Annotated in this window: 13 protein-coding genes; 5 read left to right on the top strand and 8 right to left on the bottom strand. The window is 66.3% G+C overall.

Annotated elements, in window-relative coordinates:
- Positions 1 to 115: 115 nt before the first annotated feature.
- A complete protein-coding gene (locus EJV47_RS17155; protein WP_243651205.1) occupies positions 116 to 1,735 on the bottom strand; it encodes a family 43 glycosylhydrolase in 1,620 nt (539 codons plus the stop codon).
- 123 nt (positions 1,736 to 1,858) lie between these two features.
- Positions 1,859 to 2,914, bottom strand: a complete 1,056-nt coding sequence (locus EJV47_RS17150) for a LacI family DNA-binding transcriptional regulator (RefSeq protein ID WP_165903802.1) — start codon at positions 2,912 to 2,914, stop codon at positions 1,859 to 1,861.
- 407 nt (positions 2,915 to 3,321) lie between these two features.
- Here EJV47_RS17150 and EJV47_RS17145 point away from each other — a divergent pair, with 407 nt between their 5' ends.
- The 5 genes from EJV47_RS17145 (at position 3,322) to tal (ending at position 11,011) form a co-directional block, all read left to right on the top strand.
- Positions 3,322 to 5,394, top strand: coding sequence for an alpha-L-arabinofuranosidase C-terminal domain-containing protein (locus tag EJV47_RS17145; protein ID WP_126694399.1), 2,073 nt, complete (start codon positions 3,322 to 3,324; stop codon positions 5,392 to 5,394).
- A 6-nt stretch (positions 5,395 to 5,400) separates the two neighbouring features.
- On the top strand, positions 5,401 to 6,405 hold the full coding sequence (locus EJV47_RS17140; protein ID WP_126694398.1) for a glycoside hydrolase family 43 protein: 1,005 nt from the start codon (positions 5,401 to 5,403) through the stop codon (positions 6,403 to 6,405).
- 7 nt (positions 6,406 to 6,412) lie between these two features.
- Positions 6,413 to 7,459 (top strand): arabinan endo-1,5-alpha-L-arabinosidase, encoded by a 1,047-nt coding sequence (locus EJV47_RS17135; RefSeq protein WP_126694397.1) that lies wholly within the window; start codon positions 6,413 to 6,415, stop codon positions 7,457 to 7,459.
- 318 nt (positions 7,460 to 7,777) lie between these two features.
- Positions 7,778 to 9,829 carry a transketolase gene (gene tkt, locus EJV47_RS17130; protein WP_126694396.1) on the top strand — a complete coding sequence of 684 codons (2,052 nt, stop codon included), beginning with the start codon at positions 7,778 to 7,780 and terminating at the stop codon, positions 9,827 to 9,829.
- A gap of 24 nt (positions 9,830 to 9,853) precedes the next feature.
- Positions 9,854 to 11,011 (top strand): transaldolase, encoded by a 1,158-nt coding sequence (tal, locus tag EJV47_RS17125; protein WP_243651204.1) that lies wholly within the window; start codon positions 9,854 to 9,856, stop codon positions 11,009 to 11,011.
- A 481-nt stretch (positions 11,012 to 11,492) separates the two neighbouring features.
- Here tal and EJV47_RS17120 read toward each other — a convergent pair whose 3' ends face one another.
- From EJV47_RS17120 to EJV47_RS17095, 6 genes are all read right to left on the bottom strand, one after another.
- The gene (locus tag EJV47_RS17120; RefSeq protein ID WP_126694395.1) at positions 11,493 to 13,364 is read right to left on the bottom strand and encodes an NPCBM/NEW2 domain-containing protein; all 1,872 of its coding nucleotides are present in this window, start codon (positions 13,362 to 13,364) and stop codon (positions 11,493 to 11,495) included.
- Positions 13,365 to 13,588: 224 nt separating this feature from the next.
- Complete coding sequence (locus EJV47_RS17115) at positions 13,589 to 15,358, bottom strand: family 43 glycosylhydrolase (RefSeq protein WP_126694394.1); 1,770 nt, start codon at positions 15,356 to 15,358, stop codon at positions 13,589 to 13,591.
- 221 nt (positions 15,359 to 15,579) lie between these two features.
- Positions 15,580 to 17,280 carry a sodium:solute symporter family transporter gene (locus tag EJV47_RS17110; protein ID WP_126694393.1) on the bottom strand — a complete coding sequence of 567 codons (1,701 nt, stop codon included), beginning with the start codon at positions 17,278 to 17,280 and terminating at the stop codon, positions 15,580 to 15,582.
- Between the two features lie 238 nt (positions 17,281 to 17,518).
- Positions 17,519 to 19,009, bottom strand: a complete 1,491-nt coding sequence (gene araA, locus EJV47_RS17105; RefSeq protein WP_126694392.1) for an L-arabinose isomerase — start codon at positions 19,007 to 19,009, stop codon at positions 17,519 to 17,521.
- Positions 19,010 to 19,132: 123 nt separating this feature from the next.
- Entirely contained in the window at positions 19,133 to 19,831 is a 699-nt protein-coding gene (locus EJV47_RS17100) for an L-ribulose-5-phosphate 4-epimerase (protein ID WP_126694391.1), read from the bottom strand.
- The gene (locus EJV47_RS17095) at positions 19,828 to 21,534 is read right to left on the bottom strand and encodes a ribulokinase (RefSeq protein WP_126694390.1); all 1,707 of its coding nucleotides are present in this window, start codon (positions 21,532 to 21,534) and stop codon (positions 19,828 to 19,830) included. The genes EJV47_RS17100 and EJV47_RS17095 overlap by 4 nt, the downstream gene beginning before the upstream one ends.
- Positions 21,535 to 21,629 lie beyond the last annotated feature (95 nt).

Genomic DNA, 21,629 nt, shown 5'->3' with positions numbered 1-21,629 from the left:
AGACGGCATTCATTTGTGAAAGAAAACGAGCGTTTCGCTTGACCAAGCTTAGCTGCTCGTGAATCCATGCGTCAGCCAGTGACGCTTGCTGCGTGTATTCAGCAAGTATCCTGGCTTAACCCTCCAGCACGAAGTCGTCGAAGGCGGCCGTAACCGTGGCCGGCCCCAGCACCAGCACGCCGGCGCGCACGCCCCGGTCCCAGGGCGGCAGGTAGGCGCCGTTGATTGGCGCGTTGCCGGCGGGCAGTTGCTGCCAGGCCTTGCCGCCGTCGGTGCTGTAGCTGAAGCGGTACTGCTTGCCACCCTGCGCTTCCAGACGCAGCGTGAGGACTGGGGCGGGCGGCAGCGCCGTTTCGCCCAGCACCCGGCGCTTGCCCTTTTCCAGCTGCCAGAGCTGCAGCTTGCCGCCGCCGGCCGTGAGGGCCAGCGTGTTTTCCGGGTCGCCGAGGGCGGCCAGGCCGGCGGCGGCACCGGCGGGCAGCTTGCCGGGTTCCAGCAGCGTGGTGGTAGCCGTGAAATCCGCGGTGTATATCGGGTGGCCGAGTGCGGCGCCGCCGGCATCGGGGCGGGCCGTGAGGCGCAGCTGCCCGTCTTTCAGGGCGAAGCTGGGCTTGGTTTCGACGGGCCACTGCCAGGCGCGGCCCAGCGCGCGGCCTTTGAAGTCGTCCCGGACGGTCTGCCGGCTCTGGGTGGTGGGCACGCCGGGGGTGCCGGGCGTGCGTTGGTTGATGAATTCGGGCCAGCCGGCGGCCGTCCAGCGGAATTCGCTGAGCACGCCCTGCCGGCCCACGTACTCCCAGCCGCGGTTGTGGTAGGCGTGGTGCAGGAGAAACCACTGCCCGCCTCGCTCCGTCACGCTGCCGTGGCCCGGGCACTTCCAAGTGTCGTTGCTGAGCATCACCGGGTTCTGCGCGTACTTTTCCCAGGGGCCGAGCAGCTTTTTGGCGCGGGCCACGCCAGTGCCGTAGGTGCAGGCATTGCCGCAGCAGCCGTTGCCGGCGTAAAAGGCGTAGAAATACTCGCCGCGGCGAATCATCGAAACGCCCTCCACCAGGTTGCCCTCCCAGCGCTGGTCGTTGCGAAACAGCTCCCGCGGCTGCCCCAGCAGGCTTTTGCGGTCCTCGCTCAGCTGCTGGGCCCAGATGGGCGTGGGTAGGTTGCGGCTGTTGCCGTCTTCCTTCCAGATCAGGTAGAGCACCCCGTTTTCGTCGCGCATCGGAAAGCCGTCGATGGAGCCGGCTTCCTGCCCCACCAGCGGGCCGTGGTCGGTGTAGGGGCCTTCGGGCCGGTCGGCGCTGGCCACGGCCACGCAGAGGTTGCCGCCACGCTTGTGGGCAGTGTAGTAGATGTAGGTTTTGTCCTTCTCGAAGCTGATTTCCGGGGCCCAGAAGTAGTAATCGGCCCAGGCTGGCGGCGCATCCGGAAATACGTGGCCGACCAGCTCCCACTCGCTCAGGTTTTTGGACTTGAGCAGCGGAAACACCGGGCCCCAGTTGGAGGTGGTGGCCGAAGCCCAGTACGTGTCGCCCAGCTTGTCCACCGACGGATCGGGGTAGTCGCCGGGCAGCACGGGGTTGGTGACGGGGGCGGCGGCCGTAGCGGGCGGAGCCGCGGCCTGCTTCGGCGCGGTGGTTGTTGGCGAAGTCGCGGCGGGCTGCCGGCAGGCAGCCAGCAGGCCCAGCATACCCGCGGTCAGCAGCGGCGCGGCGAGGGAAAGGCGGAAGGTTGGGAACACGCGGGCGGGAAAGGGAGGTGCAGGTATCGGGAAAGGGCTTATTTCCTCTCGAACGGGGCCAGGACCTGCCACCGGCGCGAAAACGCGGCGCCCAGGCCTTACCGCGAGAAGTGGGCTGGCGGGCTACTGCACGGCGGCATCGGCCAGCGGCTCGGGCGTGGGGCTGAGGCGGCCCAGGCGCTGCGAGGATTCCCGCACAATCAGCTCCGGCCGCAGCACGAGCTGCCGGGAGGCGAATTCGAGGCCCTGGGCCTGCGCGTCGATGTGCTCCAGCAGCAGCCGCACCGCTGCCTGCCCCATCTCGTCGCAGCGCTGGTCGACGGTGGTGATGGACGGCTTGGCAATGGGCGTGAAGGTTTCGTTGCTGAAGCCACCGACGGCCATATCAGCGGGTACCACCAAGCCCTGCCGTTCGGCTTCCTGCATGGCCCCGAGGGCGGCGTAGTCGCCGGCGGCAAACACGGCGTCCGGCGGATTGGGCAGGGCCAGCCAGCGGCGCATGGCTTCGGCGCCGTCCTGCTCGGTGTTGTCGCCGAAATGGGTTAGCTCCTCTTCTACGGGCAAGCCGGCCTCCGCCAGCGCGTCGCGGTAGCCCTGGTAGCGGTTGCGGTAGATGGTCAGCTGCTGCAGGCCGCCGAAGTGGGCCACGCGGCGGCCGCCCTGGCTGAGCAGGTGGCGGGTTGCCAGGTAGCCGCCTTCCCGGTCGTCGAGCACGACGGCGTTGAGGGCGTTGCCGGGCATCGTGCGGTCGAAAAACACCAGCGGCAGCCCGCGCCCGCGCACTTTCTCGAAGTGGCGGAAGTCGTCGGTAGTGCGCGACACCGACACCAGGATGCCGGCCACCTGGGCACTGAGCAACGACTCAATGTTGCGCCGCTCGTGGCCCAGGTCCTCATTCGACTGACAGATGACCACGTTGTAGCCGGCGCGGCTGGCGGCCGTCTCCATGCCGCGCACCACCTTGGGGAAAAAGCGACCCTCCAGGTAGGGCACGATGATGCCCAGCAGCTTGCTTTGGCCCTTGCGCAGAGCCGAGGCCATGCGGTTGGGTTGGTAGTTGTACTTCTTGGCCAGCTTCTGCACCTTCAGCTTCATCTCCGGCCCGATGCTGAAATGGTCGCTCAGCGCCCGCGAAACGGTGGTCATCGATACGCCCAGCTCCCGGGCCAGGTCGGCCATGGAAACGGGGGAGTTTGGCACGGAGGCGGCTTTTTTCCGAGGGGCCATACAACAGTCGTTACACAATGCTTTGTGTAAAGATAAGCAAAGCAGCAAATAAATAGCACTGCTACGGGGCAAATGTGGACGTATTGACTTGCCGCCCGAGCGGCAAGCTGTTCCTGCCCACTCTACGCTGGTTTCTAGCTAACGGGAGTAATCAGGGATAGTCGGGCAGGCAAGCGGATTCGAGCCGGGCGCAACGCTGGCAGAGGGGAGGGGTGGAGAATAAATTGCGCTTTACACAATCGTTTGTGAAAACAACTCGTTAATATTGGCCCGGCTTACCGCCGCTGCGGCCCGCGGTTTACCCGCGGCCGGCGGCGGGGTCCGATTCTACTTTCCCACACCCGTCATTCCCACAATCCATGCTGACTGCTTCTCCCGTTTGCGTTGCGCTACGGGCGCTGCCGCTGGCTCTGGCCGGCGCAGTTGCCGGCCCGCAGCTGGCGCAAGCCCAGGCCCCTTTGGCCAGCAATACCATCACTGTACAGGTCGACAAGCCCGGCGCGCCGGTATCCAAGACCATGTACGGGCTGTTCTTCGAGGACATCAACTTCGCCGCCGACGGCGGGCTGTACCCGGAGCTGGTGAAGAACAAGTCGTTTGAGGTGCCCGACCAGGCCCTGGTGGGCTGGAAGGCGCGCAAGGGCGGATTCACGCTGGAAACCTACGCGGTGATGACCCAGCAGCCCCTCAGCGCCTCGAATCCGCACTACCTGCGCATCGGCACCCGCAACGCCAACCCCGACGCGGGCGTGAGCAACGAAGGCTTCCGCGGCATGGGCGTGAAGCAGGGCGCCGAGTACACCCTCTCGCTCTACGCCCGGCGCCCGGCCGGCAGCAACCTGAGCGGCCTGCTGGTGCGCCTGGAAAACGAGAAGGGCGAGGCCCTGGCCGAAACCAACATCAGCGGGCTCACGAGCGAGTGGAAGCAGCACAAAGTGGTGATTAAGCCCTCGGGTACCAGCGCCAAAGCCCACCTGGACATTTCCCTGGACGGGGCCGGCGTGGTTGATCTGGACGTGATTTCGCTGTTTCCCAAGGATACCTACAACCAGCACCCCAACGGCCTGCGCCCCGACCTGGTGCAGCTGCTCAAAGATATGCAGCCGGGCTTCCTGCGCTTCCCGGGCGGCTGCATCGTGGAGGGCCGCACCCTGGCCGAGCGTTACCAGTGGAAAACCACCATCGGCGACGTGGCCACGCGCGTGCCGCTGGTCAACCGCTGGAACATGGAGTTCCGGCACCGCTCCACCCCCGACTACTACCAGTCGTTCGGGCTAGGCTTCTTTGAGTACTTCCAGCTCTCGGAGGACATCGGCGCCGAGCCTCTGCCGGTGCTGAACGTGGGCATGGCCTGCCAGTTCAACTCCGGCGAGCTGGCCCCCATGAGCCGCGCCGGCGGCCCCAACGCCAGCGAAGCCGGCCCGAATACTCAAGACCCCTCGCTGGACATTTTCATCCAGGACGCGCTGGATCTGGTGGAGTTTGCCAACGGCCCGGTCAGCTCGCCCTGGGGCGCCAAGCGCGCGGCCATGGGCCACCCGGCGCCGTTTAACCTGAAGTACCTGGGCATCGGCAACGAGCAGTGGGGGCTGCAATACCTGGAACGCTACGAGCCTTTTGCCAAGGCCCTGCGCGACAAGTACCCCAACATCAAAATCGTGAGCAGCGCCGGCCCCAGCCCCGATGGCGACCTGTTCACGGCCGCCTCCAAGCGCCTGGGCGAGCTAAAGGCCGACCTCATCGACGAGCACTACTACGCCAAGCCGGAGTGGTTCCGCCAGAACGCCGGCCGCTACGACAACTACTCGCGCAGCGGGCCCAAGATTTTCGCCGGGGAGTACGCCGCCCAGAGCGTGGCCATCGGCTCGCCCGACAACAAGAACAGCTGGGACTGCGCCATTTCCGAGGCCGCGTTCATGACCGGCTTGGAGCGCAACGCCGACGTGGTCGTTATGGCCTCGTACGCGCCGCTCTTCGCCCACGTCGACGCCTGGCAGTGGACGCCGGACATGATCTGGTTTGACAACCTGCGCGCTTACGGGACGCCCAACTACTACGTACAGAAGCTGTTCGGCACCAACCGCGGTACCACCATGCTGCCTTCGCAGCGCGGCGGCGGAGCCAAGAACGGCGACGACAACCTCTTCAGCAGCGCCGTGGCCGACGCCCAAACCGGCGACATCGTGGTGAAGCTGGTGAACTACTCGGCCCAGGCCCGCCCCGTGACGGTCAACCTGCAGGGGGCCAAGAAGCTGGGCAAAACCGGCAAGGCCATCGTGCTGGCCTCGGCCGACCTCAACGCCGTGAACAGCCTCGACCAGCCCCTGAACGTGGCGCCCAAAGAGGAAAGCTTCAAGGTGGCCTCGCCCAAGGTGAGCTACACGCTGGCGCCGTACTCCTTTACCACCCTGCGCATCCCCGGCAAACGCTAAGCGGCCATGAACAAGCAGATTTCCTTGCGGGGACGCGCGGCCAGGGGGCTGCGCACTGGGCTGCTGACCGGACTGCTGGCAGCGGGTTTTTCCGCCGCCCAGGCCCAGCAGCTGCCCCCGGCGCCCGGCAACCCCGTCATCAAGCACAAGTACACGGCCGACCCGGCGGCGCTGGTGCACAAGGGTACGGTGTACCTCTACGCCGGCCACGACGAAGCGCCGGCGCCCGAGCAGCGCTACGTGATGCACGAGTGGCTGTGCTTTTCCTCCACCGACATGGTCAACTGGAAGGAGCACCCCTCGCCGCTCAACGTGAAGGCTTTCAGCTGGGCCAAGGACGACGCCTGGGCCTCGCAGGTGGTGGAGCGCGGCGGCAAGTTCTACTGGTACGCGGCGGTGGAGCACGGCTCGGTGCCGGGCAAGGCCATCGGCGTGGCGGTATCGGACAGCCCCACCGGGCCCTTCAAGGACGCCCGCGGCTCGGCGCTGATTACCAACAACATGACCACGGACGCCAAAATCAGCTGGGACGACATCGACCCGACGGTGTTCGTGGACGACAAGGGGCAGGCCTACCTGTACTGGGGCAACACCATCTGCTACTGGGCCAAGCTCAAGCCCAACATGACCGAGCTGGACGGGCCCATCAACCAGATCAAGACCCTGCCCAATTTCACCGAGGCGCCCTGGCTGCACAAGCATGGCGGCTGGTACTACCTGAGCTACGCCTACCAGTTTCCGGAGAAAATTGCCTACGCCATGAGCCGCAGCCCCGAAGGGCCCTGGGAGTTTAAGGGCCTGCTGAACGAGGTGGCCGGCAATTCCAACACCAACCACCAGGCCATCATCGACTTCAAGGGGCAGGGCTACTTCATCTACCACAACGGCAGCATTCCCACCGACGGGGGCTCGTTCCGCCGCTCCGTGTGCATCGACTACCTGTACTACAACAAGGACGACACGATGAAGCGGGTGCAGATGACCTCGGAGGGCGTCAAGCCGGTGCAATAACAACGGTATGAGTTACTCTTCGCCTTCTCTCGCCGCGCGGGGCCGTCTACTGGCGCTGCCCCTGCTGTTGGGCCTGGCCGGCCGGCCGGGCTCAGCCCAAACGACGCCGGGCCCGGCCTCGGCCCAAACCACGCCGCCGGCGCTGATTGGGGCCCACGACCCGGTGCTGGCGCAGCAGAACGGCACGTACTACATGTTCTGCACCGGCCGCGGCATTGCGGTGTGGTCGTCCAAGGACCGTAAAACCTGGAAGGCCGAGGCGCCGGTGTTTGCCACGCCGCCGGCCTGGGCCCAGCAGGCCGTGCCGGGCTTCAAGGACCACATCTGGGCGCCCGACATTTCCTTGCACGACGGGCGCTACTACTTGTTCTACTCCGTCTCGGCCTTCGGCAAGAACACCTCCTGCATCGGCTTGGTCACGAACAAAACCCTGGACCCTCGCTCCCCGGATTTTCGCTGGGAAGACCAGGGCAAGGTGATTCAGTCGGTGCCGGGGCGCGACAACTGGAACGCCATCGACCCGAACCTTATCCGCGACGAAACTGGCACGCCCTGGCTGACCTTCGGCTCGTTCTGGGGCGGCATCAAGCTGGTGCAGCTGCGCCCCGACCTACGCGCCCCCGCCCAGCCCGAGCAGTGGCGCACCCTGGCCAGCCGCCCCCGCGACCCGAAGCAGCCCGACGCCCAGCCCGGCGAAGGGGCCGTGGAAGCGCCCTTCATCTTCCGCAAAAACGGCTGGTACTACCTCTTCACCTCTTTCGATTATTGCTGCCGCGGCCCAAAGAGCACCTACCGCATCGTGGTGGGCCGCTCCAAGGCCGTAATCGGCCCCTACGTGGACCAGGCCGGCGTGCCCCTGGAGCAGGGCGGCGGCACGGCCGTGCTGGGCGGCGACAAAAACTGGTACGGCCTGGGCCACAACTCCGTCTACACCTTCGACGGCGCGGACTACCTGGTCTTCCACGGCTACGACGCGGCCGACCAGGGCCGCTCCAAGCTGCGCATTGAAAAGCTCGGCTGGGATACAGCCGGCTGGCCCGTAGTGCAGCCTTAGCCGCGTTTTTTTTGCCTCGTAAACACAATCGTTTGTGTTTGCTTTTGGTCAGTCTTTGTGGCCTGTTGACCGTCATGCTGAGCTTGTCGAAGCATCTCTACCGCTTCGTTGGGCATCAGGACCAGAACGTCATTTCAAATGAAGCCACTCTTTCCCGCTTCGTCCGGCTCCCCCTCTCCTTTTTCGGAGAGGGGGCCGGGGGTGAGGCGCACGTGAGGCGCCCAACGAAGCGGTAGAGATGCTTCGACAAGCTCAGCATGACGGTCAACAAGCAGCCAGCTCGTTACTCGTTTTCCCGACCTTCTTCCCCCTAATGCTATGACTCACACCTCGACTTCCCTGGCGGAGCGCAGCGTCAACACCATCCGGCTGCTGTCGGTGGACATGGTGCAGGCGGCAGGCTCCGGCCACCCGGGCCTGCCCTTGGGCGCGGCGCCCATGGCCTACGTGCTGTTCTCGCGCTTTCTGCGCTTCAACCCGCAGGGCCCCCAGTGGCCCAACCGGGACCGGTTCGTGCTGTCGGCCGGGCACGGCTCGGCGCTGCTTTACAGCCTGCTGCACCTGTACGGCTACGACCTTTCGCTCGACGAGCTGAAGGCTTTCCGGCAGCTGCACTCCCGCACCCCGGGCCACCCCGAGAGCAATATGACGCCGGGCGTGGAAGTGACGACCGGGCCGCTGGGCCAGGGCTTCGCCAACGGCGTGGGCATGGCCATGGCCGAGGCGCACCTGGCCGCGGTGTACAACCGCCCCGGCCACGCGCTCATGGACCACTACACCTACGCCATCGTCAGCGACGGGGACCTGATGGAGGGCGTGGCGGCTGAGGCCGCTTCGCTGGCCGGGCACCTGCAGCTGGGCAAGCTCATCTACCTCTACGACGACAACGACATCAGCCTCGACGGGCCCACCAGCCTCTCGTACACCGAGGACGCGCTGGCCCGCTTCGCGGCCTACGGCTGGCATACCCAGCGCGTAGCCGACGGCAACGATCTGGACGCCATTGAGGCGGCCATTCGGGCGGCGCAGGCCGAAACCACGCGGCCCTCGCTGATTTCCGTCAAGACCATCATCGGCTTCGGTTCGCCGCAGCAGGGCAGCAGCAAGGTGCACGGCTCCCCGCTGGGCCCCGACAACCTGCGCCAGGCCAAGGCATTTTTCGGCTTCGACCCCGAGGCCTCCTTCGTGGTGCCCGCCGAGGTGCGGGAACACTTGGCCGAGGCCGGCCGTCGCGGGGCCGCCTTGCAGGCCGAATGGCAAGGGCAATCAGAGGCGTACCGGCAGAAGTTCCAAGCGGAGTGGGAACTGTTCCGGGCTTCGTTCGCGGGGGAACTCCCTGCGGGCTGGGACGCCTCGTTGCCCGTCTTTACCGCCGCCGACGGCGCCCTGGCCACCCGCCAGGCCTCGGGCAAGGCCCTTAACGCCCTCAAGCAAACCGTGCCCTACCTGTTCGGCGGCTCGGCCGACCTGGCCAGCTCCAACGAAATGCCCACCGGCGGGGACCTAAGCTTTCAGCCCGGGAGCTACGAGCACAGCAACGTGTGGTGGGGCGTGCGTGAGCACGCCATGGGCGCGGCCCTGAACGGCCTGGCCCAGCACGGCGGCGTGCATCCCTACGGCGGCACCTTCCTCACCTTTTCCGACTACATGCGCGGCGCCATCCGCCTGACGGCCCTGGCCGAGTCGGCCGCCACCTTCGTGTTTACCCACGACAGCATTGCCCTGGGCGAAGACGGCCCCACCCACCAGCCGGTGGAGCAGGTGGCCGCCCTGCGCAGCATTCCCAACATCGTGGTGCTGCGCCCGGCCGACGCCAACGAAACCGTGGAAGCCTGGCGCGTGGCCCTGACCACGCCCAAGTCGCCGGTGGTACTCATTCTCTCGCGCCAGAAGCTGCCCGTGCTCGACCAAAGCCAGTTCGGCTCGGCCCGCGAAGGCGTGGCCCGGGGCGCCTACGTTTTGCGGGAAGCGGCGGGCGGGCAGCCCCAACTGCTGCTGCTGGGCACGGGCTCGGAAGTAGCGCTGGCCCTGCAGGCGCAAGAACGGCTGGAAGCCGGGGGCACCCCGACGCGGGTGGTCAGCATGCCGTCTTGGGAGCTGTTTGAGCAGCAGGACCGGAGCTACCGCCAGCAGGTGCTGCCGCCGGCCGTGCGGGCGCGGGTGGCCATCGAAGCCGGCTCGCCCATGGGCTGGCACAAGTACGCCGGTGACGAGGGCACCGTGGTGGCTTTAAACAGCTTCGGCGCCTCCGGTCCGGGCGAGGAGGTGCTGGCGTACTTCGGCTTTACCGTCGACAACGTGGTGCAGCAGGCCCGGCAGGTGCTGCGGGGCGAGCCGGCCGGCGTCGCGCCCAAGGAAATGCTGTCCTGATTTGCTTACCCATTCTTCCCTTTGATGACCACTGCGTCCATGAACCCGCTCCGGGCCGTACACGGCTTCGGGCAGAGCATCTGGCTGGATTACATCCGCCGCAACATTTTGCACAACGGCGAGCTGCAGCGCCTCGTCGACGAGGACGGGCTGCGCGGCGTGACGTCCAACCCCGCCATCTTCGAAAAGGCCATTGCCGGCAGCCAGGACTACGCCGCCGACATCCGCACGCTGGCCCGGCAGGGCCACTCGGCCGAGCAGATCTACGCCGCGCTGGCCGTGGCCGACGTGCAGCGGGCCTGCGACCTGCTGCGCCCGCTCTACGACCAGCCCGACTACGGCGCCGACGGCTACGTGAGCCTGGAAGTGTCGCCCGCGCTGATCCACGACACGGCTGGCACCGTAGCCGAGGGCCTGCACTACTGGCGGACCGTTGACCGGCCCAACCTGATGATCAAGGTGCCGGCCACCGCCGCCGGGCTGCCCGCCATCCGCCAGCTCATTGCGGCCGGGGTGAACGTGAACGTGACGCTGATTTTCAGCGTGGAGCGGTACCGGGCCGTGGCCAAGGCCTACCAGGCCGGCTTGGAGGACCGGGTGCAGATGGGCCAGCACGTGCAGCGCCTCGACTCGGTAGCCAGCTTTTTCCTCTCGCGCATCGACGTGCTGCTGGATCCGCAGCTGGAACAGCTGGCCGCGGCCGGCGGCCCCAATGCGGAGCTGGCCGGGCAACTGGTCGGTCAGGTGGCCATTGCCAGCGCCAAGGAAGCCTACCAGGTGTACCGGGAAATCGTGGCCGGCCCGCGCTGGCAGACCCTGCAGGCCTACGGTGCCCGGCCCCAGCGCCTGCTTTGGGCCAGCACCGGCAACAAAAACCCGCGCTACGACGACTTGAAGTACGTAGAGGCACTCATCGGCCCCGATACCGTCAACACCATCCCGGTGGAAACGCTGGACCTATACCGCGCCAAGGGCCAGCCGGCCGCCCGCCTCGCCGAGCCCCTGCCCCTAGACGTGCTGGACGGCCTGCGGCAACTCGGTATCGACCTGGAAGCCGCGGCCCAGCAGCTGGAGCGCGAGGGAGAACAGAAGTTTACCGAGCCCTTCGGCAAGCTGCTGGCGGTGCTGGAAGCGCAGCGGCAGCAGGCTCTGGCCGAACCGGAAAATCAGATGGCCGGATAACGTTGCACCAAACTGATTCAAAACGAAAGCGCGGCGGCCAGTTCAGGCCGTCGCGCTTTTGTTTTAAGTTGGTTTGCATCCAAGGTATGCGTCACCCTGAGCGGAGTCGAAGCATCTCTACCGCTTCGTTGGGGCCTTTCGGCCGTCATGCTAAGCGCAGTCGAGGGCCCGAGGGAAGGCGCTAGCCAATCTTGCGTGCTGACGTCTGTAACAGCTTACTCGTTCAGAGGGAATAATACTACCTACTCCAAGTTGCGGCTTGATGAATCCGGCGCTAGCGCGGCTGTAGCGCGGGCTTCAGCCCGCGTCCGGCAGGCCGAAATTGGCTGGACGCCCCCATGCGGACGCGGGCTGAAGCCCGCGCTACATTCAGCGGCCCAATCGATGTGCAACTTGGGGTTACCTAAGCGAGATGTCTCGACAAGCTCCACACGACGAACTGGTGTGAGCTAACAGCAATGCGCCGGAGCAAAGACGAGCCTTAGCGCTTGGGTTTCGAGGTGGTTTTCTTGACGGCCGACAAGCGGTAGAGCCGCGCCCCGTGCCGGCGCACGTAGGGCGCAAATTCGCCCGTCGTCATGGTGCCGACGGACTTGCCACTCCACAGGTCGCGCACGGTGCAGGGGCCGCTGAGGCCCAGCTCGGCCAGCCGGACCGGCACGCGGATCGAGTCGGCTGGCATGGGGCGGTAGGGGTTCTGGGTGAAGACTAGGAACTGCACCGTGCCGCCGGTATTCTGGGCAGCGCCGGCCTGGTCGAGCCCGGCCGTGGCCTGGAAGCGGGTGACGCCCGGCGGCAGCTCGTACACAATCATGGAGTTGGCGTGGGTGCCCAGGCCGTGGGCGTAAGCCTGCCCGCCCACCCGTAGCTCCGCGCCCGATACGCTTTTATCGACTGTCACCTTGCCCCAGCCGGCGTCGGCGCTTTGCCAGGTCAGGCTGCTGAGCGGCACCGGCTGGCCGTGCTGCAGCAGCGTGGGACTGAGCCAGTCGGCGTGGTCCCAGGCAATGTCGTCGCCGCCGTCGCGCACGTTCAGGTAGAGCCTGCGGGCCCCGGTCAGGTCCACGTCTACCGCCACGGCCTGGCCGGGCGTCTGGCGCGTCACGACGGGGCTGGCCCAGGCGGCTTCGGCGGACGGGGCCAGCTGCTGGTCCTGGGCGTTGAAGACGGCCAGAAACTTGTCGCCGGTCTGCGGGTCGTCGGCGGTCCAGGCCACCAGGTCGTCGCGGCGAAACAGCTGGCGGTTGTGGGTGCTGCGCTGATTCACGGCCAGCACTTCGCGGTTGGTGAGCAGGGCGAGGGTAAACGGGTCGTTGCTGGGCAAGTCACCGCCAAACATCAGCGGGGAGCGGAAGATGCTCCACAGCGTCATCAGCGTGAGCTGTTCGTCGCGGCTGAAGCGGGTGCGGCGGTCGTCGCCGCGCTCGGCCCGGATGCCAATGCGGCCCAGTGGGAGCATGTCGGCGTCGGGGTAGGCGCCGGGGCGGCTGTAGGGCGCCCAGCGCTGGCACACGGCGAAGTGCTCCTTGAGCTGCTCCCAGGAGTCCCAGAAGTCGCCCACGGTGCGCCACATGTTGGCGTGCTGCTGCACGTGCCGGGCCTCGCCGATGGGCGTCTCGCCGGGCGAGGTGCTGAGCACGATGGGCCGCCCGCAGCTGTCAATGGCCCGGCGGATCATTTCCACCTCGGCCCGGTGGTAGGGCGAGGACAGGTCGTCGACTTTCACGAAATCCACGCCCCAGCCGGCGTAGAGCTGAAACAGGGAGTTGTAGTACGCCTGCGCGCCGGGGCGCCCGGCCACCACGGTGTACATGTCGCGCAGCCAGCCCGCCTGCCCTTCCGGGGAGTAGATGTCGGCGGCCGTGACCTGCGTGCCGAGCACGGGCAGCCGGCGCTGCACGGCCACCACCGGCACGCCGCGCATGAGGTGGATGCCCAGCTTGAGGCCCTTGCTGTGCAGGTAATCGGCCAGGGGTTTGAATCCCTGCCCGCCGGCGGCCGACGGAAAGCGGTTCGGCGCGGGCACGAAGCGGCCGTAGGCGTCGATGTTCCAGGCCGGGTCCCGCTCGTTGTAGCCGTGGGCCGTGTCGTTGCCCACGTACCAGCGAATGTCGACCACCACGTACTCCCAGCCGAAGGGCTTGAGGTGGCGGGCCATGTAGTCGGCGTTGGCGCGCACCTCCGTCTCGGTCACGGTCGGGCCGTAACAGTCCCAGCTGTTCCAGCCCATCGGCGGCGCGGGCGCCCACCGGTGAAAGTCCGACTGGGCCGGAGCCGACTGGGCCAGCAGCGGCGCGGCCGCGCTTAGCCACAGCGCGGCGCTCCAGCAGCAACGAGACAAGGATACGGTCATGGAGCAAACGTTTATAGGGGTTTCGCAAACTATGTAGCGCGGGCTTGAGCCCGCGTCCGTTCGGCCGATTTCGTTCACGCGGACGCGGGCTCAAGCCCGCGCTACAGGCCAGCCACACCGTGCGTCAAATGGCTAGAAAGGCCTTTTGACCGGGCCGCGCCCCGCCGTCAGCGGGTCCCATGTATTGCCGCTACCGCGGGGCGCAGCCCGGTCGGAAGGGAGGCTTAGGGCACGACGACTTTCTGAGTCTGGCTGCCCGTCGTGCCGTCAACATGCAGCACGTAGAGCCCAGCGGGCAGGTCGGCTTCCACCGCTACGGCAACTTCGCCGGCGCTGCGGCGGGCGTACACCGTCTGCCCGCGCAGGTCAGTCAGGCGGATGCTGACGGGAGCGGCGGCCAGCTCCGGACCCAGCGCCACCACGAAGCGGCGGCCGGTCAGCGGATTGGGGTACACGCTGAACAAGCTGGTTTTGGGCGCGGCCGTGGCCAGGGGGCGCGGCGCGGTGGCCGGCGCTATGGTCCACTTCTGGCAGGCGTTGCCGAGGTAGTCGTAGAGGGCCAGTTGCACGCCGGCCGTAGTGGCGCAGGCTGGTACTTCCACCACGCGGTTGCCGTTGACGGAGGCCAGCACGTAGCCGTTGTTGCTCCGCTCGATTTTGAAGCGCTGGTTGGCCGCCCCGCTGTAGGGGTAAAGGTTCAGCTTGGCGCCGTTGTTGGGGCTGTTGCCGATGACGTCGGCGGCCAGGCCGGCGCCCACGGCCGAGGTAATGCGGTACTCGCCGTTGCCGACGGGCGTCAGGTTCCACTGCTGGCAGGTGAGGCCGGCCGCGGTGCCCTGGGCAATAGCCTGGCCCTGCGCGCCGGTGCAGCCCCAGGCGTCCCAGAGCAGGCCGCTGTTCTGGTTGGTGAGGGTGTAGCGGCCCGCAGCTACCCAGTCGCGGGTGATGAAGGGCCAGGCCGCCGCGTCCCAGCCCAGGTTGCCCACGCTCAGGCGGGCGCGGCCGTTCTGGTTGCTGTCGTAGTAGTGGTGCGTGAGGTAGTTGGCTCCGCCTTCGATGAACAGCCCCACGTGGCCGGGGCCGACGTAGTTGCCCTGGGTGGCAATGAGCGTGGTGCCGCCGTTGCGGTTCATATCCACGCCGTTGCGGTCGAGGTAGGGGCCGGTGATGCTGGTGGAGCGGCCCACCTGAATGTAGTAGGTGCTGTTGGAGCCCTGGCAGCAGGCGCCCTTGTTGAGGAATAAGTAGTAGTAGCCGCCGTTGCGCACGATGTAGGGCGCCTCGCTGCCGCTGTTGTTGCGCGTCACCCCGTCGGCGGCCACGTTGCCGGCCAGCCAGTAGAAGCCCGAGCCGGAGCGTTTGCCGGTGGTGGCGTCGAGCTTGATCAGCCCCAGGCCCTTGAAAAACGAGCCGTAGCTCATCCACAGCCCGCCGCTGGCGTCGGTCACCACGGCCGGGTCGATGGCGTTGCAGGCGCTGCCCGTGGTGCTCGACACCACCTCGCCCTGGTCCACCCACTGGTAGTTGGGGCTGGCCGGGTCCAGGGTCACGTTCGTGGCCAGCCCGATGGTGGACACGCTGGAGCCGAACGTGGACACCGAGTAGTACAGGTAGAACTTGCCGTTGCGGTACACGCACTCCGGGGCCCAGAAGTCACCCGAGAAGCCGGGCACCTTGCCGCTGATCCAGCTCGGGTACTGCCCGGCCAGAAACACCGGCCGCGAACCGGACTGCCAGTTCACCAGGTCGGTGGAGTACATGCCGTAGATGCCCGTGCCGGTGGTGAAAATCCAGTACTTGCCGCCGTCCTTGACGATGCTCGACGGGTCGTGGCAGTTGTCGTTGCCCTGCAGGGCGTGGGCCGCGGGGCTTAGCAGGGCGCTGAGCCCGAGCAGCAGCACGAGCAGGCGCAGGCCGCGGAGGAGGCGCTCAGCGGCGCCTAAAGAGGGGTGGCCCGCCTGGGAGGGGCGCGGCGTGGTAAGGGTTGGGGTCATGGTGGGAATGTTGGTTGTGGTACATGGGAGGTAGTGTCAGGTTGGAAAAGCAAGAACAGGCACGCTGAGCTTGTCGCCGCATGACGTTCCCAAATGCCTTTGCTGTCAGGCCCAGCCTGGTAGCCAAGGGGGTAGCAAGTAGCCGGGGGCGGGCCAGCAGGCCGGCCGCACCCCGGGGCGTTGGAAAAAGCAAGTGGCGGCGCTGAAACCGGCCCGGGCGCTTACCAGAATTTCACGTACAGGGCCGTCAGCAGCAGCAGGGTGATGACAATGAGCGTCATGGTCTGCCGGCTGACGCGGAACATGGCCGGGTTGAGCTGAATAGCCTTGGCGTTGACGGCCGGTCCGGCCAGGCTCACGGCCACCATCAGCACCATGGTAATGGCAAAGGACAGGCCCATGCAGATCAGGAAGGGTATTTCGTACACGCCGGCCGCGTTGCGGAAAGCGGTGTAGAGCAGGGTTTCGGGCCCGAGCACGCCCACGGCGTAGTTGTTGAAGAACACCGACAGCACGAAGCCGGCCAGGATGCCCACAATGCCGGCCGCGGCCGTGGTGCGCTTCCAGAACATGCCCAGTAGGAACACGGCCAGGATGCCGGGCGAGATAAAGCCGGTGTACTTCTGAATAAACTGGAAGCCGCCCTCCCCGCCGATGCCCAGCAAGTCTTTCCACGTCATGGCCACGCTCAGCACCACCGCCGCCAGAATGGTCAGGCGGCCCACCCACACCTGCTTCTGCTCGGTGGCCTCCTTGTTCAGGTAGCGCTTGTAGATGTCCAGGGTGAAGATGGTCGAGATGGAGTTGACCTTGCCCGCCAGCGACGCCACGATGGCCGCCGTCAGCGCCGCCATCGACAAACCTTTCAGGCCGTTGGGCAGGAAGGTGAGGATGGCCGAGTAGGCGTTGTCGGAGTTGAAGGCGCCCGTCGACGACATTTCGGCCTGCAGCCCGCCGTTCTTGTAGAGCACGTAAGCGGCAATGCCGGGCAGCATCACGATGACGGGCATCATCAGCTTCAGAATGCCGGCGAACAGGATGCCCGTGCGGGCCGTGTGCAGGTCGGCGCCCAGGGCCCGCTGCGTGATGTACTGGTTGCAGCCCCAGTAGTTCAGGTTCACAATCCACTGCCCGGCCAGGTACATGGCAATGCCGGGCAGGGCCAGGTACTTGTCCACGTCGTCCTGCGGGGTGGCCGCGGTGGGCTTGGCGAAGATCATGTGGAAGTGGTCCGGGGCGCGGTCCATCAGGGCGTTGAAGCCCGACAAAGCGCCGCCGCCCAGCCCGAACTGCTCGCTCACCAGCGTGAGGGCAATATAGGTCGTGAGCAGGCCGCCCACCACCAGCACCACCACCTGCACCACGTCGGTGTAGCCCACCACCTTCATGCCGCCCACCGAGATGAGCAGCGAGAACAAAGCCAGCAGCACGATGATGATGTGGAAAGAGTCGCCGCCCACCAGGTTGCTCAAGGCCAGCGCCCCCAGGTACAGGATGGACGTGAGGTTGACCAGCACGTAGAGAAACAGCCAGAAGATGCTCATAATCAGGCTCAGCGTGGAGTTGTAGCGCTGCTCCAGAAACTGCGGCATCGTGAAGATTTTCTCCTTCAAATACACCGGCATAAAGAACACCGCCACGATGATGAGCACCACCGCGGCCACCCATTCGTAGGCCGCCACGGCCACGCCCACCTTGAAGCCCGAGCCCGACATGCCGATAAACTGCTCGGCCGAGATGTTGGAGGCAATCATGGACGCCCCGATGGCCCACCAGGTCAGGGAGCCTTCGGCCAGGAAGTAGTCTTTGGTGCTCTGCTCGTCTTTCTGCTTGCTACGGTAGATGTAGTAGCCGTAGGCCGACACCCCGATCAGATACACGAAAAAGACCAGCAGATCAAGCGTCGTAAGGTTATTACGCATGAAGGAGGGGGGGGGACGAAAGGGAAAAGCTGCCGCGACGCCGCCGGCCCGGGGCCAGCGGCGGAAAGCAGAAGTACACAAGTCGGGCCGGGCGAGCCGGCGGCCTTCCCCGGCCCACCCGGGCCGGGGAAGGTGCTGCGACCAAGTCAGCCGAAACCCATTCACTCACTAAATGGCTTGGGGCTGGCCGCAGGGCGGGGCCGGTTGCCGGCGCGGCCGAACTGTTCAGGGCAGTTAATTAGCGGCCGCTGAAGGCTACCTCGTTGTAGCGCAGCTCGTTTTTGAAGCGGCGCAGCTTGGTGTCCTCGTCGATAACCACGCACTCGATGCCGGCCATGTCGGCGAAGTCTTCGAGGTACTCGGTCGTGAGGTTCTGGCTGTAGCCGGTGTGGTGGGCGCCGCCGGCGTAAATCCAGGCGGCCGCGCCGGTGGCCAGGTCGGGCTGCACTTTCCACAGCACCCGGGCCACGGGCAGCTTGGGCAGGTCGTGCTCGGGCGCCACAGCCTCCACCTCGTTCACCACCATGCGGAAGCGGTGGCCCAGATCGACGATGGTGGCGTTCAGGGCCGGGCCGGCGGGGCAGTTGAACACCAGGCGGGCCGGGTCGGCCTTGCCGCCGATGCCCAGCGGGTGCACTTCCACCTTGGCCTTGCCTTCGGCGATGCTCGGGCAGATTTCGAGCATGTGCGAGCCGAGCACCTGCTCGTTGCCGGGCTGGAAGTGGTAGGTGTAGTCCTCCATGAAGGAGTTGCCGCCGGGCAGGCCGGCGCCCATCACCTTCATGGCGCGCACCAGGGCCGAGGTTTTCCAGTCACCCTCGCCGCCGAAGCCGTAGCCCTCCGCCATCAGGCGCTGGGTGGCAATGCCGGGCAGCTGGGCCATGCCGTGCAAATCCTCGAAGGTATCGGTGAAGCCGATGGCCTTGTTGGCCTGCAGAAACTTGCGCATCCCGACTTCGATTTTGGCCGCTTCACGCAGGCTTTCCCGCTGGCTGCCGCCGGCCAGCAGCGTGTCGGCCAGCTCATACTCCTGCTCGTAGGTAGCCAGCAGCGCGTCGATTTCCGCGTCGGTGCCCTCGTTGATAACGGCCACCAGGTCGCCGATGCCGTAGGTGTTGACCGAGTAGCCAAACTTGATTTCGGCCTCCACTTTGTCGCCCTCGGTTACGGCCACGTAGCGCATGTTGTCGCCGAAGCGGATGATGCGGGCGCCCTGCCAGTCGGCCCAGGCGCAGGCGGCTCGGGCCCAGATGCTCAGCCGCTCGTGTACGTCGGCGCTCTGCCAGTGGCCCACCACTACCTTGCGCTTGATGCTCATGCGCGCCCCGATGAAGCCGAACTCCCGGTCGCCGTGCGCCGACTGGTTCAGGTTCATGAAGTCCATGTCGATGTCCTGCCAGGGAATGTCGCGGTTGAACTGCGTGTGCAGGTGGGCCAGCGGCTTCTGCAGGATTTTCAGGCCGTTGATCCACATTTTGGCCGGCGAGAAGGTGTGCATCCAGGCCACCAGGCCCACGCACTTGGCGGTGGTGTTGGCCTCCTGAATCAGCTGGTAGATTTCCTGCGGGCCGGTCAGCACCGGCTTGTACACCACCTGCACGGGCAGGGCCTGGCCCAGGGCGTCGGCAATCTGCTGGGAGTGCCGGGCTACCTGTTCCAGGGTTTCGGGGCCGTAGAGGTGCTGGCTACCGGTAATAAACCAAACTTCGTACTGCGCGAGGTCAATCATGGGGAAAGTGGGTGTAGGCGCCGGGCAGGCCAGGCCAGCCGGCGGTAAGTGGGGTGGTTGAATTATCGATTGTGTGCGAACCCCCCCCGGCCCCCTCTCCAGGAGGGGAGGGGGCCGGGGGGTTTACTGCCCGTAGTAGGAATTGGCCCCGTGCTTCCGCTCGTAGTGCTTGCGGATGAGGGCGTCCTTCAGGCGCGGCAGGCCCGGGCGCAGGGTGCAGCTCAGGTAAGCCATGCGGGCCACTTCTTCGAGTACGGCGCTGTTGTAGACGGCCTTGTCCACGGTCTTGCCCCAGGTGAAGGGTGCGTGGTTGCCCACCAGAATCATCTCGACTTCCTCGGGCGAGAGGCCGCGCTGCTGAAACTCGTTGATGATCTGCCAGCCGGTCTGGTGCTCGTAGTCGCCCTGGATGAGCTGGTCGGCCATGGGCGGGGCGCAGGGCACGTCCACGGTGAGGTGGTCGGCGTGGGTGGTGCCCAGGATGGGAATGTCGAGCTGCGTCTGCGCCCAGGCGGTGGCGTAGGTGCTGTGCGTGTGCACGATGCCCCCGATATTCTCCCACTGCGCGTAGAGCAGCGCGTGGGTTTTGGTATCCGACGACGGCCGTTTCGTGCCCTCCACGATGTTATTCTGGAAGTCCACGATGACAATGTCCTCGGGGCGCAGCGTCTCGTAGGGCACGCCGCTGGGCTTGATGGCGAAGACGCGCTTTTCGCGGTCCACCACCGAAGCGTTGCCGAAGGTGAAGAGCACCAGCCCCAGGGCTGGCAGCTGCATGTTGGCCTCGTAGCAGGCCTGCTTCAGGTCTTGGTACTGACTCATGCTTGTTCGGCCAGCGCGGGCTCGGCCACTTCGCCCGTCATCGACTGGGTGTTCTGTTCCACAAACTGCCCGAAGGCGAGGTACTGCTGGTAGCGCGCCTCGTAGTCGGCCACGCGGGCGGGGTTGGGCTCGTAGGTGTCGGCGAAGCCGTTGCCCATTGCTTTTTGGGCCGTCGTTACGTCGGGGTGCAGGCCGGCGGCCACGGCCGCGTACATGGCCGAACCCAGCGCCGGCGCCTGGTCCGACTCGGCCACCCGGATGGGGCGGTTGAGCACGTCGGCCAGCGTCTGCATCATGAAGGCCGACTTCTTGGCCACGCCCCCCAGGCCGATAACCTGCTTGATGGGCACGCCCTGCTCCTCAAACCGCTCCACAATGCGGCGCGAACCGTAGCAGATGCTTTCCACCAACGCCCGGAAGATGTGCGGCGCGTCGGTGCCCATGCTCAGGCCCATCAGCGCGCCTTTCAGGGCCTGGTTGGCGTCGGGGGTGCGGCGGCCGTTCACCCAGTCCAGGGCCAGCACGTGGGATTCTTCGGGGTCCACGGCCGCGGCGGCCTTGTTCAGCTCGGCCATGATGTTGTCGCTCAGCTCCTGGCGCAGAGCCTGCTGCTGCTCGGCCGAAAGGACCTTGGATTGCGGCAGCAAGGCCCGCAGCGGCCACTCAATGACCTGGCGGAACCAGGCCAGCAGGTCGCCCACGGCCGACTGGCCGGCTTCCAGGCCCAGCATGCCGGGCACCACCGAGCCATCCACCTGCCCGCAAATGCCCGGCACCAGCTTCTGGCCGACTTCGTCCATGGGCGCCACCACGATGTCGCAGGTGGAGGTGCCCATTACTTTCACCATGGAGTAGGCTTCGATTTCGCCCGCCACGGCGCCGGCGTGGGCGTCGAAGGTGCCCACGGCCACTACGGTGTCGGGGCGCAGGCCCAGGCGCTCGGCCCACTCAGCGGAGAGGGTGCCGGCTACCTGGTCGGCCGTGAAGGTGTCCTCGAACAGGCGGGCGCGCAGGCCGGCCAGTTTGGGCTCCAGGTGCTGGATAAACTCTTCCGAGGGCAGGCCCTGCCAGCTCTCGTGCCACATGGCCTTGTGGCCGGCGGCGCAGCGGCTGCGCTTGAAGGTGGCCAGGTCGGCGCCCGTGAGCTGCAGCGTAAGCCAGTCGCAGTGCTCCATCCAGCTGTGGGCGGCTTGGGCCACGGCCGCGTCTTCGCGCACCACGTGCATGATCTTGGCCCAGAACCACTCCGAGGAGTAGATGCCGCCCTCGAACTGGGTGTAGTCCACGCCGCCCCAGGTTTTGGCTTTCTGGTTGATTTCGGCCGCTTCTTCCAGCGCCGTGTGGTCTTTCCAGAGCACAAACATGGCGTTGGGATTCTCGGCAAACTCGGGCAGCAAGGCCAGGCTCTGGCCCTGCTCGTTCACGGCGCCGGGCGTGGAGCCGGTGGTGTCGATGGCCAGCCCGCGGATCTGCTCGGCGGGCACCTTGGCGGCCACGGCGCGCACGGTAGCTTCCAGGCCTTCGAGGTGGTCGAGCGGGTGCTGGCGAAACTGGTTCTGGGCGGCGTTGCAGTAGCGCTGCTCTTTCCAGCGGGCGTAGGGATGCACGGCCTGCGCTACTTCGGCGCCGCTGTGGGCATCCACGAGCACGGCCCGCACGGAGTCGGTGCCGTAGTCGATGCCGATGACGTATGTCTTTTCCATGTGGTGATATAGTGAAATCGTGAGATGGTGAGTTGGCTGTTTGGGAGGCCGGTGCTGCGCATTTCGCGCAGGCAGAACGGCACTCACCAGTTCAC

Origin of the sequence: Hymenobacter gummosus, from assembly GCF_003970915.1 — a bacterium.
GTDB lineage: Bacteria > Bacteroidota > Bacteroidia > Cytophagales > Hymenobacteraceae > Solirubrum > Solirubrum gummosum.
The sequence above is the reverse complement of the archived record's forward strand: the minus strand, read 5'-3'. Positions and strand labels throughout refer to the sequence as shown.